11 protein-coding genes are annotated in these 15,683 nt (G+C 71.4%); 3 read left to right on the top strand and 8 right to left on the bottom strand.

Annotated features, from left to right (window positions below):
- Positions 1 to 5 precede the first annotated feature (5 nt).
- The 8 genes from scpB to ACZ562_RS33585 all read right to left on the bottom strand — a co-directional run bounded on the left by scpB (position 6) and on the right by ACZ562_RS33585 (position 9,800).
- On the bottom strand, positions 6 to 656 hold the full coding sequence (scpB, locus tag ACZ562_RS33620; RefSeq protein ID WP_471187173.1) for an SMC-Scp complex subunit ScpB: 651 nt from the start codon (positions 654 to 656) through the stop codon (positions 6 to 8).
- The gene (locus tag ACZ562_RS33615; protein WP_471187169.1) at positions 653 to 1,735 is read right to left on the bottom strand and encodes a segregation and condensation protein A; all 1,083 of its coding nucleotides are present in this window, start codon (positions 1,733 to 1,735) and stop codon (positions 653 to 655) included. Before ACZ562_RS33615 ends, scpB begins: the two co-directional genes overlap by 4 nt.
- An 18-nt stretch (positions 1,736 to 1,753) precedes the next feature.
- Positions 1,754 to 2,332: a hypothetical protein gene (locus ACZ562_RS33610; protein ID WP_471187166.1), complete on the bottom strand. Its 579-nt coding sequence runs from the start codon at positions 2,330 to 2,332 to the stop codon at positions 1,754 to 1,756.
- Positions 2,317 to 3,444: a ParA family protein gene (locus ACZ562_RS33605; protein ID WP_471187163.1), complete on the bottom strand. Its 1,128-nt coding sequence runs from the start codon at positions 3,442 to 3,444 to the stop codon at positions 2,317 to 2,319. Before ACZ562_RS33605 ends, ACZ562_RS33610 begins: the two co-directional genes overlap by 16 nt.
- Positions 3,445 to 3,845: 401 nt before the next feature.
- The gene (gene ald, locus ACZ562_RS33600; protein ID WP_471187160.1) at positions 3,846 to 4,970 is read right to left on the bottom strand and encodes an alanine dehydrogenase; all 1,125 of its coding nucleotides are present in this window, start codon (positions 4,968 to 4,970) and stop codon (positions 3,846 to 3,848) included.
- Between the two features lie 135 nt (positions 4,971 to 5,105).
- Entirely contained in the window at positions 5,106 to 7,184 is a 2,079-nt protein-coding gene (locus tag ACZ562_RS33595; RefSeq protein WP_471187158.1) for a tetratricopeptide repeat protein, read from the bottom strand.
- A 217-nt stretch (positions 7,185 to 7,401) separates the two neighbouring features.
- The gene (locus tag ACZ562_RS33590) at positions 7,402 to 8,028 is read right to left on the bottom strand and encodes an NUDIX domain-containing protein (protein WP_471187156.1); all 627 of its coding nucleotides are present in this window, start codon (positions 8,026 to 8,028) and stop codon (positions 7,402 to 7,404) included.
- 104 nt (positions 8,029 to 8,132) lie between these two features.
- The gene (locus ACZ562_RS33585; RefSeq protein ID WP_471187324.1) at positions 8,133 to 9,800 is read right to left on the bottom strand and encodes a CTP synthase; all 1,668 of its coding nucleotides are present in this window, start codon (positions 9,798 to 9,800) and stop codon (positions 8,133 to 8,135) included.
- A gap of 505 nt (positions 9,801 to 10,305) precedes the next feature.
- Between ACZ562_RS33585 and ACZ562_RS33580 the strand changes: the two genes are divergently transcribed.
- From ACZ562_RS33580 to ACZ562_RS33570, 3 genes are all read left to right on the top strand, one after another.
- Complete coding sequence (locus ACZ562_RS33580; RefSeq protein WP_471187153.1) at positions 10,306 to 12,108, top strand: glycoside hydrolase family 15 protein; 1,803 nt, start codon at positions 10,306 to 10,308, stop codon at positions 12,106 to 12,108.
- A gap of 60 nt (positions 12,109 to 12,168) precedes the next feature.
- Positions 12,169 to 13,551, top strand: coding sequence for an FAD-binding oxidoreductase (locus ACZ562_RS33575; RefSeq protein WP_471187150.1), 1,383 nt, complete (start codon positions 12,169 to 12,171; stop codon positions 13,549 to 13,551).
- A gap of 384 nt (positions 13,552 to 13,935) precedes the next feature.
- Positions 13,936 to 15,663: a PucR family transcriptional regulator gene (locus ACZ562_RS33570; protein WP_471187147.1), complete on the top strand. Its 1,728-nt coding sequence runs from the start codon at positions 13,936 to 13,938 to the stop codon at positions 15,661 to 15,663.
- The last annotated feature ends 20 nt before the right edge of the window (positions 15,664 to 15,683 follow it).

Here is a 15,683-nt window from a genome sequence, read left to right as displayed (position 1 = left end):
TCCGTCTAGTCGTCTGCGTCGTCTGCACCCGGGGCATCGGGTGCGTCCGGGTCGAACGACGGAACGCCTTCCTGTGTCTCGGCCTCGATCGCCTCCGCCTCCGGGAGGAAGGGCGCGAGCTCCGGGAGCTCGTCCAGACCGCGCAGGCCCATTCGCTCCAGGAAGTAGTTCGTCGTCGTGTACAGGATCGCACCTGTTTCGGGTTCCGTGCCCGCCTCCTCGACCAGACCGCGCTGCAGGAGGGTGCGCATCACACCGTCGCAGTTGACTCCGCGGACCGCGGAGACCCGGCTGCGGCTGACCGGCTGGCGGTACGCCACGACCGCGAGCGTCTCCAGCGCGGCCTGGGTGAGCCGGGCCTGCTGGCCGTCCAGGACGAAACCCTCGACGGCCGCCGCGTACTGGGGCCGGGAGTAGAAACGCCAGCCGCCGGCGATCAGCCGCAGCTCGAACCCCCGCCCCTGGACGGCGTACTCGTCGGCCAGCTCTCGCAGGGCATCCCCGATCTGCCGCTTCGGCCGCTGGAGGATCTTCGCGAGATGCTCCTCGGTCGCCGGCTCGTCCACGACCATGAGGACGGCCTCCAGGGCGGGCTTCAGGTCGAGATCGGCGACGGTGTGCAGCCCCGCCGGTGCTTCGGTGCTCTCCTCGCTCACGCCTTCTTCTCCTCCTTGGGCTCCTCGGGGGGCCGGTCGAACTCGTCGGTCACCATGGGCTCGGCTCCCCCGTCCCCGCCCGTCCAGCGCACGATCAGATCCCCCAGCGCGGTCTCCTGGTCGAGCGCGACGGCCTTCTCCCGGTAGAGCTCCAGCAGGGCCAGGAACCGTGCCACGACGGTCAGTGTGTCGTCGGTGTCCTCGACGAGCGCCCGGAAGCTGGCCTCTCCGAGTTCCCTCAGGCGTGCGACGACGATCCCGGCCTGCTCCTGCACGCTGACCAGCGGCGCGTGGATGTGGTCGACGTACACCTGCGGCCTGGGCTTCGGCTGCATCGCCTTGACGGCGAGCTTCGCGAAGCCCTCCGCGCCGATGCTGATGACGACCTCGGGCAGCAGCTCGGCGTGGTGCGGTTCGAGGCCGACGGTACGGGGGTGGCGGCGTGCCTCCTCGTCGAGTCGGCGGTTGAAGATGTCGGCGATCTGTTTGTACGCGCGGTACTGCAGGAGCCGTGCGAACAGCAGGTCCCGGGCCTCCAAGAGCGCGAGGTCGGCCTCGTCCTCCACCTCGGCGGCGGGCAGCAGCCGGGCCGCCTTCAGGTCCAGCAGCGTTGCCGCCACGACCAGGAACTCCGTCGTCTGGTCCAGGTCCCAGTCCGGGCCCATCGCCCTGATGTGCGCCATGAACTCGTCGGTCACCTTGGACAGGGCGACCTCGGTGACGTCGAGCTTGTGCTTCGAGATCAGCTGGAGGAGGAGGTCGAAGGGGCCTTCGAAGTTGGAGAGCCGGACCTTGAAGACGCCGTCGCCGGGTTCGGCGGGCTCCGGCACCCCGGGAGGTACCGCGGGCACGGGAAGGGGCTCGGGAGCCGGTTCTGGCTCCGGAGCGGGCTCGGGCTCCGGAGGCGCATGTTCGGGCTCGGGTACGACTGCCTCCGGCTCCGGCTCCGGCTCCGGCACGAGGACCTCAGGGATCTCCGGTACGACGGCCTCGGGTCCCGGAACCGCGCCCGGTCCCCTCCCCAGCGCACGCCGACGGCTGGCGGATGCGCCGGGGGCGGGAACGTCGTTCGAGGTCATGGCCCCCGCAGGCTACCGCTACCGCCCGCGCAGTCGGCGTACGAGGATGCTTGCGTCTCCCCGGGACTCCAGATCGGCCAGCACCACGGCGACGGCCTCGCGGACGATCCGCCCGCGGTCGACGGCCAGTCCGTGCTCGCCCCGGAGCACCAGCCGCGCGTGCTCCAGATCCATGAGCTCCTCGGCGGACACGTACACCGTGATCTTCTCGTCGTGGCGCTCGCGCCCGCTGGGACGGCGCGCGGACGACCGCCCGCGCTTGCGCGGCTGGGCGGTACCGGAGGCCGCGGCAGAACCTTCCTGCGGCCCCTGACGTCGCCCGGAGCGCTCCGGGGCCGCGCCCCGGCTGCGGGACTCGCCGGCCTCGGACGGCTCGGCGTCGGCCGCGACATGCTCCGCGCCCTCACCGTCACCGCCCTGCGCGGGCACGGACTGCGGTGCGTCCTCCGCGGCCGCCGCCCCGTCGCTCTCCCCCGCGGGAGCGGGCACCCGGGCCTCGCCGTTGGCCCCCCGCCGGGGAGTGGACGCCTGGAGCGCCATTCCCCCTGTCGTACGGAACAGTTCGTCGGCCCCCGGCAGACTCACTCGGCGTGACACCGGGCGAGCACCTCCCTGGCGAGCTGGCGGTAGGCGGCGGCGCCGACGGAGTTGGAGGCGTACGTGGTGATCGGCTCGCCGGCGACCGTGGTCTCCGGGAAGCGCACCGTGCGCCCGATGACCGTGTGGTAGACGTGGTCGTCGAACGCCTCGACGACACGCGCGAGCACCTCACGGCTGTGCACGGTGCGCGAGTCGTACATGGTGGCGAGGATCCCGTCGAGCTCCAGGTCCGGGTTGAGCCGTTCCTGGACCTTCTCGATGGTCTCGGTCAGCAGTGCCACACCGCGCAGCGCGAAGAACTCGCACTCGAGCGGCACGATCACCTTGTGCGCGGCCGTCAGGGCGTTGACGGTGAGCAGGCCGAGCGAGGGCTGGCAGTCGATCACGATGTAGTCGTAGTCGGCCATGAGCGGCTTCAGGGCGCGCTGGAGCGTCGACTCGCGCGCCACCTCCGAGACCAGCTGGACCTCTGCGGCGGACAGGTCGATGTTGCTGGGCAGCAGGTCCATGTTCGGGACCGCCGTCTTGAGGAGCACCTCGTCGGCCGACATCCCCCGCTCCATGAGCAGGTTGTAGACGGTGAGGTCGAGCTCCATCGGATTGACGCCGAGACCGACCGACAGCGCGCCCTGCGGGTCGAAGTCCACGAGCAGCACGCGACGGCCGTACTCCGCGAGCGCGGCACCCAGGTTGATGGTCGACGTCGTCTTGCCCACGCCGCCCTTCTGGTTGCACATCGCGATGATCTTCGCGGGTCCGTGATCGGTCAGCGGGCCCGGGATCGGGAAGTACGGCAGCGGCCGTCCGGTCGGGCCGACGCGCTCGCGGCGCTGGCGGGCAGCGTCGGGCGCGAGCGTGGCCGCGTACTCGGGATCGGGCTCGTACTCGGCGTCGGGGTCGTAGAAGTGCCCGTCGGGCAGTTCGTCGTAGTCGGCGAAATGGTTGTGGGGCGCGCCACTTCCGTCGCCGGCCATGGCGTTCACGTGATGTCCATCCATGCTCTGGTGTGCTGTCGGAGTCGCATGCGGACTCTGGCGGGCTGCGAAGGTGCGCACAGCAACGGAGCCGACAGCCTCGATCCCCGCGGGGCCATGGCCCCGCGCAGGCATTCCTGGTTGACCACCCCCGGGAGAAAATGTCGACTCATTCACAAGTCGTCTTACCTCCTTGGTGACCAGGAAACTTCTAGACAGGTCAGCGTGGCACCATGCCGACGATTGGCGACTCTATGGCGTGTCGGGCGTTCGCAGCAACACAATCCGCCGGACCCGGCAGGATGTGTCGGCAATGAAACATCCCTCTGTCAAGGGCGTACGGCCGTCGCACGGCAGGTTTCGCCGGTGTGCGAATCGGTTCAAGGGTTACGTTCGAGGCGAGTTGACCGAGAGTCGCAAAGTGACCATACACACACCCGGCCGGACCTTGGCGGGCAAGGTCCGGCCGGGTGCGTGGTGTTGACGACCTGAGTTGACGTATCGCCTTATACCCGATGAAGACTTAGCGCTCCGGCTCAGCCGAGCAGGGACTCCAGCTCGACGTGCTCGAGACCGTGCGCCTCCGCGACCTCGCGATAAACGACCTTGCCGTCATGGGTGTTGAGGCCCTTGGCCAGCGCCGGGTCACGGCGCAGCGCCTCGACCCAGCCGCGGTCGGCGAGCTCGACGATGTACGGAAGCGTGGCGTTGGTCAGGGCGTAGGTGGAGGTGTTGGGCACCGCGCCCGGCATGTTGGCGACACAGTAGAAGACCGAGTCGTGGACCGGGAAGGTCGGCTCGGCGTGCGTGGTCGGACGGGAGTCCTCGAAGCAGCCGCCCTGGTCGATCGCGATGTCGACAAGGACACTCCCCGGCTTCATGCGCGACACGAGCTCGTTGGTGACCAGCTTCGGGGCCTTGGCACCCGGGATGAGGACCGCACCGATGACGAGGTCGGCCTCCAGGCAGGCCTTCTCCAGCTCGAAGGCGTTGGAGACGACGGTCTGGATCTTCGTACCGAAGATCTTGTCGGCCTCCTTGAGCTTGTTGATGTCGCGGTCGAGCAGGGTCACGTGGAAGCCCATGCCGATGGCGATCTGCGCGGCGTTCCAGCCGGAGACGCCACCGCCGATGACGACGGCCCTGGCGGCCAGCACGCCGGGGACACCGCCGGGCAGCACACCGCGGCCGCCGTTGGCGCGCATCAGGTGGTAGGCGCCGACCTGCGGGGCCAGCCGGCCCGCGACCTCGGACATGGGGGCGAGCAGCGGGAGCGCACGGCTCGGCAGCTCGACCGTCTCGTACGCGATCGCCGTGGTGCCGGACTCCAGGAGCGCGTCCGTGCACTCCTTGGAGGCGGCCAGGTGCAGGTAGGTGAAGAGCGTCTGGTCCTTGCGGAGGCGGTGATACTCCTCGGCGATGGGCTCCTTGACCTTGAGCAGCAGGTCGGCGGTGGCCCACACCTCGTCGGCGGTCTCCAGGATCTGCGCGCCGGCGCCGATGTACTCGGCGTCCGTGATCGAGGAGCCGACGCCGGCATTGCGCTCGACGACGACCTGGTGGCCGTGGCGCACGAGCTCGTGCACACCGGCGGGGGTGATGGCCACCCGGAACTCGTTGTTCTTGACCTCGCGGGGGATGCCGACCTTCACGTCGATCACGGTCCTTGGCTCAGAGGATGTGGGGCAATACAACACATACCCAGGCATGCACGAGCACACCGGGAGACACCGCGGGAGAAGGTGCGGCAGAGCCAGTCTAATGAAGGTGTTCTCGCTGTCTAGCCTTTCAATGCATCAATCTTCAGTCGATGGACTACGGATTTCGCAGGCGCCGGCTCCTTCTTCCGCCTGCGGACCCTGCGGTTCCGGCCCCGGCTCGCCCTTCGGCAGCTCCGCTCCCAGCATCCGCTCGGCGGCTCCCCGGTGCAGCCGGGCCGCAGCAGGGTCGCCGAGATGCTCCAGGGTGTCGGCCAGCCGCAGCTGCAGCGCGGCCTGCAGCCGGAAGTCGTCGGCACGGCGCGCCCACTCCACCGCCTCCTCGCAGGTGCGCAGCGACTCCTCGGGCCGCCCCGCGTACTCCTGGACCCGGGCCAGCTCGCTCAACGCCCGTGCCTGCGCCGCCACATCGCCGCTCTTGCGGTACCCGGCCGCGGCGGCGCGCCAGCCCCGCAGAGCCTCGCCGTAGCGGCCGGCGTAGGTGTGCGCGGCGGCGATCCGGCCGTACAGCCGGGCGGCCTCCGCGCGCTCGTCCCGGGCCAGCCGCTGGGCCAGGGCCCGGCCGTACCAGTCGGCGGCCCGGTCGTAGTCGCCGAGCTCCAGGTGGGCGCCCGCTACGGATTCCATCGCGCGGGCGGTCGCGTACGGGTCGTTCGCCTCGCGTCCGGCGTCCAGGGCGGCCCGATAGCGTGCCAGCGCCTCCGTCGTGCGGCCGGTGCGGGCATCCAGGTCGCCGAGGTTCAGCAGGGCCGCGGCCTTCTCGCGGGGCAGCCCGCGGCGCTCGGCCACGTCCAGGACGAGCCGGTGGACGCCCCACAGGTCGGGCGCGGCCGCCTGGGTGCCGAAGTGGGCGGCCATCGCCCGGACGAGCTGCGACATCAGGCGTCTGGCCAGGGTGTCCAGCTCCCCGTCGGCGACGGCGAGGCGCGCGGAGGCCAGCAGGGCCGGTCTGCGGACGGTGAGCCACTCGGCGGCCGCCCGGGGGTTCGGGAAGCGCAGGGCGCGGGGCAGACCCTGGAGCTTCTCGCGTGCCTCGGGGTTGTCGGTCTCGGTGATCGCCCGGCAGGACTGCAGCAGCCGCACCGTCCGCTCCAGCATGCGGGCGCGGGCCAGCTGCACCTCCGCCGGGCGGTCCTGGCTCTCGGTCAGGGCCCGCAGGAGGGGCTGAAGGCAGCCCGGGACCTCGTACTGCGGCAGCGGCGAGTCCACGGCCCGCAGCAGGCCGAGGGCGACGAAGTCGTCCAGGGTGGTGCGGGCGGCGTCGACCGAGCAGCCGGCGAGCGCGGAGGCGGTGTGCGGGTCGGCCAGGCCCGCCGGGGCGAGTGAGAGGAGCCGCAGCATCCGGGCGGCGCGGTCGGGCAGGGACGAGTGGGCGAGCCGGAAGACGCGGCTCAGCGGCGTCCCTTCGTCGCCCTCGGCGTGCAGCTGTTTGGCCAGGTCGGCGACGGCCGCCTTGGGACGGGCGGCAAGCCAGCCGCCCGCCAGCACCAGCGCGGCGGGCTGGGCCTGGCACGCCTCCACGAGGCCCTCGGCGGCGCGGGGATCGACGGTGATGCGGACGGAGCCGGTGAGCCGGGTCAGCAGCTCGAGGGCCGATTTGGTGTCGAGGCCGCCCAGGGTGCAGGGGCGGACGTCCGCGATCCCGGTGAGGGGACCCTCGGAAACGGCGACGACCAGGCATTCCGGGGTGTCCGGGAGCAGGGCGTCGACCTGCTCGGCATCCGCCGCGTCGTCGAGCTGCAGCAGGACCCGGCGGTCGGCGAGGGCCTCGCGGAACGCCGCCGTGAGGTCGTCCTCGGCGGCTCCGGCCGGGGTGGGCAGCTCCAGGGCGGTGAGCAGCTCGCGGGCGGTGCGCTCGGTCGGCACGGGGGTGCCGTCGGGTTCGCGGAGGCGGGCGCGCAGCACTCCGTCCGGGTAGCGGTCCGCGACCTGCCGTACGAGTTCCTCGGCGAGCGCCGTGCGGCCGGAGCCGGGCCTGCCGGCGATGAGCAGCACGCGCGCACGGGGAGCTTTGCGGCCGGAGAGGGTGTCCAGGCCGGCGCGCTCGATGTCGGCGCCGAGTTCCTTCAACTCCCTTGTACGGCCCAGGAACCGGGTCTCCGCAGCAGCGTGTCCCGTGGGCCGCCCACCGCCGGTGTCCACCGCCTGATCCGTCACGGGCCACACTCCCGTCCCACCGCACGCGCAAGCCCGCCGGGACTCCGGTTCGGGCCTTGCGCACGCTTTCTGGCTCGCTCGCCTCCAAGGCGTCACGGCCCCTTCGGCTCACTCGCGATGAGCCTAGTTCACCCTCTGCTACGTTCCGGGCGGAGCGCGGCGGGCACATCCCCCGATCGGATCAACCGACGGTCACACCGGTCGGTGGAGTCGGGTGTCAGGACTCGAAGGGGCGCGCCGGCCACGGCGCCTCCGCCGGCCGCAGCGCGTCGAGCCCGTCGCCGCGCTGCGCGGCGACCAGCGAAAGCACCCCCACCACCAGGCAGTTGTTGTGGAGCTCGCCCGCGAGGACGCCGCGTACGAGCTCCTCGACGGGCACGCGCGACAGCTCCATGTCGATCTCCTCGTGCTCGGCCTCGAAGCGCTCGCCCTCGGCCTCGGACAGATCGCGGGCCAGGAAGATCCGCACGGCCTCGTCGCAGCCGCCGGGGGTGGTGTAGACGTCGGTCAGCACACGCCAGTCCTCCGCCTTGACGTGCGCCTCCTCGTACAGCTCGCGCTGGGCGGCGTGCAGCGGGTTCTCGCCGGGGACGTCGAGAAGACCGGCCGGGATCTCCCACAGCCTGTGCCGCACGGGGTGCCGGTACTGGCGGATGACCAGGGCGCGGCCGGCGTTGTCGAGGGCGAGGACGGCCACGGAGCCCGGGTGGACCTGGTAGTCGCGGTGGACCACGGTGCCGTCGGACATGACCACGTCGTCGGTGCGGACGGAGGTCTTGTTGCCCACGAAGGGGGTCTCCGTCGCCCGGATCTCCCACTCCTCGGGAGTGTCCTTGATCGTCATGCCTGTCCTTCCAGACCTACAGAAGCCACGCAGCCGCACGGGAAAAAGCAGCCGGGGTGCTCACCTTTGAAGGAATGCACCCCGGCCACCGTACAACTGGTGTGTTACTTCGAATTCTTCCGATCGACCGAGGCCTTGACGAGCCCGGCGAACAGCGGGTGCGGACGCGTCGGACGCGAACGCAGCTCGGGGTGCGCCTGGGTCGCGACCAGGTACGGGTGGACGTCGCGCGGGTACTCGACGTACTCGACGAGCTTGCCGTCCGGCGAGGTGCCCGAGAAGAGGATGCCGGCGTTCTTCTCCAGCTCCGCGCGGTAGGTGTTGTTCACCTCGTAGCGGTGGCGGTGACGCTCCTCGACGTACTCCTTGCCGTCGTACACCTCGCGCACGATCGAGCCCTCGGCCAGCTTGGCCGGGTACATGCCCAGGCGCATCGTTCCGCCCATGTCGCCTTCACCGGCGACGATGTCGAGCTGCTCGGCCATGGTGGAGATGACCGGGTGGGAGGTCGCCGAGTCGAACTCGGTGGAGTTGGCGTCGGGGATGTCGGCCAGGTTGCGCGCGGCCTCGATGACGATGCACTGCAGGCCCAGGCACAGCCCGAGCAGCGGGATCCTGTTCTCGCGGGCGTAGCGGATGGCGCCGACCTTGCCGAGCACACCGCGGTCGCCGAAGCCGCCCGGGATGCAGATGCCGTCGACGTCGCCGAGCTGCTCGGCCGCGCCCGCCGGGGTCTTGCAGTCGTCCGAGGTGACCCACTTGATCTTCACGCGGGCCTTGTTGGCGAAACCGCCCGCGCGCAGCGCCTCGGTGACCGAGAGGTAGGCGTCGGGCAGGTCGATGTACTTGCCGACCAGGGCGAGGGTGATCTCGTGGTCGGGGTTGTGGACGCGGTCGAGCAGGTCGTCCCAGGTCGTCCAGTCCACATCACGGAACGGAAGGTCCAGCTTGCGGACGACGTAGGCGTCCAGGCCCTCGCCGTGCACGGTCTTCGGGATGTCGTAGATCGAGCGCGCGTCGGGGCAGGCGACGACGGCGGCCTCGTCGACGTCGCACATCAGCGAGATCTTGCGCTTGATCGCGGTGGGGACCTCACGGTCGCAGCGCAGGACGATCGCGTCCGGCTGGATACCGATGTTCCTGAGGGCCGCAACCGAGTGCTGGGTCGGCTTCGTCTTCAGCTCTCCCGACGGGCCGATGTACGGCAGGAGCGAGATGTGGACGACGAAGACGTTGTCACGGCCGACCTCGTGACGGACCTGGCGGACGGTCTCCAGGAACGGCAGCGACTCGATGTCGCCGACGGTGCCGCCGACCTCCGTGATCACGACGTCCACCTCGTCCGTCGCCATGCGGCGGATGCGGTGCTTGATCTCGTTGGTGATGTGCGGGATGACCTGGACCGTGTCGCCGAGATACTCGCCGCGCCGCTCCTTGGCGATCACCGTCGAGTAGACCTGGCCGGTGGTGACGTTCGCGGAGCCGTCCAGGTCGCGGTCGAGGAAGCGCTCGTAGTGGCCGATGTCCAGGTCGGTCTCGGCCCCGTCGTTGGTGACGAACACCTCACCGTGCTGGAAGGGGTTCATCGTGCCCGGGTCGACGTTCAGGTACGGGTCGAGCTTCTGCATCACGACGCGCAGACCCCGCGCCTTGAGCAACATGCCGAGGCTGGAGGCGGTGAGGCCCTTGCCGAGCGAGGAGGCGACACCCCCGGTGACGAAGATGTGCTTGGTCGTCGTGGCTGTGCTGTTTCGGAAAGCAGCGGGCGGCATGGCCAAGAGGGGGCTCCCGTGGTCGCGGTATGGGGTGCGGTGCGGCTGCCGGCCCGGAAACTCCGGGGGTGCCGTCGCTGCGGTTCGGGGGTTTCGTGCCCACCGGTCCACGGGCTACCAGGGTATCAGCGCCTGGGCGGGATGGCGTCCGGCCACGCTCCGCACACGCCTCGCCACGGAGCCGTGAGGAGTCGCGTCTTTCCCACCCGTTGCTCACCCGTTCGGCTGAGCCGGGTTGCCCGGAGCAGCACGCAGATCATCTACGTGCGTCGTATCCTGCTCGGACACTCGCTGCCGAGCCCGGCCGGCAACACGGCACCACCCCCGCCCGTAAGCACCGGAACAACGAGAGCTCGTCAGATCGTTGAGCAGAGATTGTCGTTTTGCCACACGGCAGGAGCGGCTGCTTTGCTTCACCGCTCAACGACGCATAACAACGACCCCTTGACCGCACTAGCGACAGCCCCCTGCTGGGGGTGACGTGGCCGTTCGACTGGAGTTGCACGTGGCCGGGCGCATCGAAGACTACGCACTCATCGGAGACATGCAGACCGCCGCTCTGGTCTGCCGGGACGGCACAGTGGACTGGCTGTGCCTGCCCCGCTTCGACTCGCATGCCATCTTCGCCGGTCTGCTGGGCACCGAGGAACACGGCTTCTGGCGGCTCGGGCCGGCCCACGCCGCCGACGCGGAGCCGCCCACCGCGGCCCGGCGCAACTACCGCGGCGACTCGCTGATCCTCGAGTCCGAGTGGGACACCCCGCGCGGCACGGTCCGCGTGATCGACTTCATGCCCCCGCGTGACGGCGCCCCGCAGCTCATCCGGATCGTGGAGGGCGTCTCGGGCCGGGTCCCGATGCGCTCGGCACTGCGGATGCGTTTCTCGTACGGCCGGGTCGTCCCGTGGGTGCACCGGCACGAGGGGCGCACGGTCGCCGTCGCGGGCCCCGACTCCGTGTGGTTCGACACATCCGCCGAGACCTACGGCAAGTCGCTGACCACGTACTCGGACTTCACGGTCGCGCCGGGTGACCGGATCGCCTTCACCATCTCTTGGGAGCCCTCGCACCGGCAGCCACCACCGCTGCCGGAGCCGGAGCAGTCGCTGGAGGCGACGGAGGACTTCTGGCGCGAGTGGGTGGAGCACTGTACGTACCACGGTCCGTACCGCGAGGCGGTGGTCCGCTCGCTCATCACGCTGAAGGCCCTGACGTACGCCCCGACGGGCGGCATCGTCGCCGCCCCCACGACCTCCCTGCCGGAGGAGATCGGCGGCGTGCGCAACTGGGACTACCGCTACACCTGGCTGCGCGACGCGGCCATCACCCTGACCTCGCTGCTGCGCACCGGCTACCGCGAGGAGGCCCGCGCCTGGCGCGAGTGGCTGCTTCGCGCGGTCGCCGGCGACCCCGAGAACCTGCAGATCATGTACGGCATCGCGGGCGAGCGCGAGCTGGGCGAGGCGGAGCTGGACTGGCTGCCCGGATACGAGAACTCCGCTCCCGTCCGGGTCGGCAACGGCGCGGCGCACCAGCTCCAGCTGGACGTGTACGGCGAGGTCACCGAGGCCCTGCACCTGGCCCACATGACGGGCCTGGCCCGCAACGACTACGCCTCCCTGCTCCAGCTCAAGCTCATCCGGTACCTGGAGGACCACTGGGACGAGCCGGACGAGGGCATCTGGGAGGTGCGCGGCCCGCGCCGTCACTTCGTGCACTCCAAGGTGATGGCCTGGGTGGCGGTGGACCGCACGATCAAGCTGATCGAGTCGGGCGACGCGGACGGCCCGCTGGACCGGTGGCGCGAACTGCGCGACGACATCCACCGGGACGTGTGCGAGAAGGGCTACGACAAGGAGCGCAACACCTTCACGCAGTCGTACGGCTCGAAGGAGCTGGACGCCTCACTGCTGCTGATCCCGCAGATGGGCTTCCTGCCGCCGGACGACAAGCGCGTGATCGGAACCATCGAGGCGATCCAGCGCGAGCTGTCCACGCCGGACGGGTTCATCCTGCGCTACCCGACCTCGGGCGAGGACGAGGGCGTCGACGGCCTGCCCGGCGACGAGGGCGCCTTCCTCGCCTGCTCGTTCTGGATGGCGGACGACCTCGCGATGATCGGCCGCGTGGACGAGGCCCGCACGCTGTTCGAGAAGCTGCTGTCCCTGCGCAACGACCTCGGTCTGCTGGCGGAGGAGTGGGACCCGCGTCTGCAGCGCCAGGTCGGCAACTTCCCGCAGGCCTTCAGCCACGTTCCGCTCATCGACACGGCACTGCGCCTGACGGCGTCCGGCGCCTACGGCGGCTGACCGGGGCGGACGGCCCTAGGCTGGGAGAGTCAGCTGCCCCTGCACGGAAGGGGGCGCCTCATGGCTTCCCCGTCGAAGGCGGGCGCGGCCCTCGCCGCGCTGCGTGAGGATCTTGTCGGCGACATGTTCGCCCCGGGGGATCCGGGTTACGACGAGGCCCGGACCGTGTTCAACGCGATGATCGACCGGCGTCCGGCCGCGATCGCGCAGTGCGTGGACGAGGCCGACGTCGTGCGCTCCGTGCGCTTCGCCCGTGACCTCGACCTGCCGATCGCGGTGCGCGGCGGCGGGCACAGCGTGGCGGGCATGGCGCTGAGCGACGGCGGGCTGGTCGTCGATCTGCGTCACATGCGCGCGGTCACCGTCCATTCCGCGGCCGAGGCGGTACGGGTGGCGGGCGGCGCCACGATGAGCGACCTGGACCGCGCCACCCAGCCGTACGGGCTCGCCACGACCGGCGGGCGGGCCTCCACCACCGGCGTCGGCGGCTTCGTCCTCGGCGGCGGCACCGGCTGGCTGGACCGCTGCTGCGGACTCGCCGTCGACAACCTGCTCGGCGTGGAACTGGTCACCGCCGACGGCGAGCCGACCCACGCGAGCGCCGACGAGAACCCCGACCTGTTCTGGGCCCTGCACGGCGGCGGCGGCAACTTCGGCATCGCCACCGCGCTCACGCTGAAGCTGTACGAGCTGCCCGAGTTCTCCATCGCGCTGGTGCTGTACCTGCCGGAGTTCGGCCCGGAGGCCGTGCGCACCTTCCGCGACCTGATCACCGCCGGCCCGGACGAGGCGAGCGGCGCGATCATCTACTTCACCGGCCCGCCCGAGGAGTTCGTACCGCCGCACCTGGTCGGCACGCTGCTGTGCGGTGCGCTGCTGACGTACGCCGGCGCGGAGGCGGACATGCGCAAGCTCGCCGAGCCGCTGCTGGCGCTGCCGCACGAGGCGGAGATCGTCGGAGCGATGCCGTACGCGGATGTCCAGTGCATGATCGACGACCCGCCCGGGTTGCGGAACTACTGGTCCGCCGAATACCTGACGGGGGCACCCGACGACTTCGTGGACGTCTTCTGCGCCCGCGCACACTCCATGCCGGTGCCCACCGGCACCCAGCACGCGCTGTTCCCGCAGGGCGGCGCGATCGCCGCAGGCCCGCACGAGTACCCGGTGCCCTATCGGGACGCGCCGTGGGCCGTGCACCCCTTCGGCATCTGGGAGGACCCGGCCGACGACGAGCGGGGCGTGCAGTGGGTCCGGGACGTGCGCGCCGACGTCCGGCCGTGGAGCACCGGCGCGGTCTACCTCAACTTCATCGGCGACGAGGGACCGGAGCGCGTGGTGGCCGGCCTGGGCGCGGAGAACACCCGTCGGCTGGCCGAGCTGAAGCGGCGCTACGACCCCGACAACGTGTTCCGCTTCAACCACAACATCACGCCGGCCTGAACGCCTCCAGCAGGGCGGCCCGTGACGGCCGCGGCGACGCGGCACCGCGGGCGAAGGCGAGCGGGTCGCCCACGGACAGGCGCCGGCCCGGCCGTCACCGCGATCAGTCCGGTGTCCCGTCCGATCGCCGTGGCAGGACGAAGATGTCCCGGGCCGGCCCCTCCCCGGCCCACACCTCGCGGCATCCGAGCCGGTCGGAGAGCCTGCGACCCGCAGCGGCTCGTCGACCGGACCGTCGTCCTCCCGTGCCACGGCAACTGAAGTCCATGGTCCCGCCGCTGCCCCGCCTCCAACGCCCCGACCCGGTGCGGCCCATCGGCCCGGTGATCGTCGCGGCGCGCCCGGGGATGTCCCGGGGGCACACGCACGGGTAGCGTCCGACTCATGGACAGCGGTACGGACAGCGGTACGGGCAGTAGAACCGGCAGTAGTACGGGCAGTAGTACGGGCGGCAGACTCGACACCCAGGGCGCGGGGATCACCGTTCAGCGGGCACTGGAGCTGCCCGGTCTGCGCAGCGGGCTGCCCGAGATCCTCGCGGGCGCCGACCGGCTGCAGCGCACCGTGCGCTGGGTACACGCGGGCGAGGTCCCCAACATCGCCTCCCTGCTCAAGGGCGGCGAGCTGCTGCTGACCACGGGCTACGGTCTCGGCACCCGTCCGGCCGACCAGCGCGCGTTCGTGCGCACCCTGGCCGAGCGGGGCATCGCGGCCCTCGTCGTGGAGCTCGGGCCGCGCTTCGCCCGCCTGCCCGCCGCCCTCGTCGACACGGCACGGAATGCCGGGCTGCCCCTGGTCCAGCTGCACCGCGAGGTGCCGTTCGTGGCGGTCACGGAGGAGATCCACACCGAGATCGTCAACGGCCACTATGCGCTCCTCCAGCGGGCCGAGGAGGTGCACCGCCGATGTACCGAGGCCCTGCTCGGCGGCGGCGGGGTGCCCCAGGTGCTCGGCATCCTGGCCGACTTCAGCGACAATCCGGTCTTCCTGGAGACGACGGACGGCCGGCTCCTGTATGCCGCCGGTGCCGGGCCCGAGGGCGCGGACCCGCTCCAGGTGTGGGAGGGGCTGCGCGGCCAGCACAGGGACGCACCGCCACCTGCCGGTTCGGTTCTCGTGGACGTGCCGGGCGGCGGGCCGGGGCCGGGCTCGGTCCGCGCGCGTCTCGTCCTGCTGCCCGTACGGGCTCCCCTGGCACCGGTGCACCGGATCGCCGCGGAGCGGGCCGCGGGCCTTCTGGCCGTGGTGCTGATGCAGGCACGGCAGGAGGAGGAGCTGGCCGCCCGGGGGCGCGGTGACTTCCTCACGGACCTGGCCGAGGGCCGTGTCGCGGCGGAGGACGCGCCCGCGCAGGCCCGCGTCCTGGGTTTCAAACCGGGCGACGGCCCCCTGCTGCCGGCGGTGATGCGGCTGGGCGACGCCCTCTCCCCGGGCGGGGGCACCGCCCGCTCCGGCGGAGCCGAGAGCGGGGGAGGCTGGGCGGTCCTGGCGCGCGCGGTGGGAGAGGAGCTGGCCTCGGTGGGTGTTCCCGTCCTGTTCGGAGTGCGGCCTGTCGAGGGCCGTGTCCCGCTGCTGCTGGGCCTGCGTGCGGAGTCGGAGCGGCCGACGGTCGCGGACCGGATCGCGGCGGCGCTGCGGGCCGGTGTGGAACGGGCCGGAATGCAGCGGCCGGGGGCCCTGCCGCCCGTAGTGGTCGTCGGGGTGGCCGGAGGCTGGGCGGCGGCCTCGGCGGGGCTGCGGCACGCGGCGGAGACGGCGACGGCGGCACAGGGCCTGTCGGACCGGCCGTGGTACGACGCCCGCCGCCTGGACATCGACCTGCTGCTGTGGCGGCTGCGCGACCACCCCGATCTGGCGGCCTTCGTGGACCGCGCGATCGGACCGGTCAGGGACCACGACAACCGCTCCAGGCCGCCCCTGTTGCCAACCCTGCAGACGTACTTGGCGCATGCGGGCCGCAAGGCGGAGACGGCCCGCGAAATGCACCTCAACCGGCAGACGCTCTACAACCGCCTCGCGAGGATCGGGGAGTTGCTCGGCACCGACCTCGACGACCCGCAGACGGTACTGGCGTTGAGCCTGGCCCTGCGGGCGCGGCGGCACGTTCCGTAGAGCGGGCCGGCGGACAGGAC

The organism is Streptomyces sp. NPDC040410, assembly GCF_055595715.1.
The sequence above is the reverse complement of the archived record's forward strand: the minus strand, read 5'-3'. Positions and strand labels throughout refer to the sequence as shown.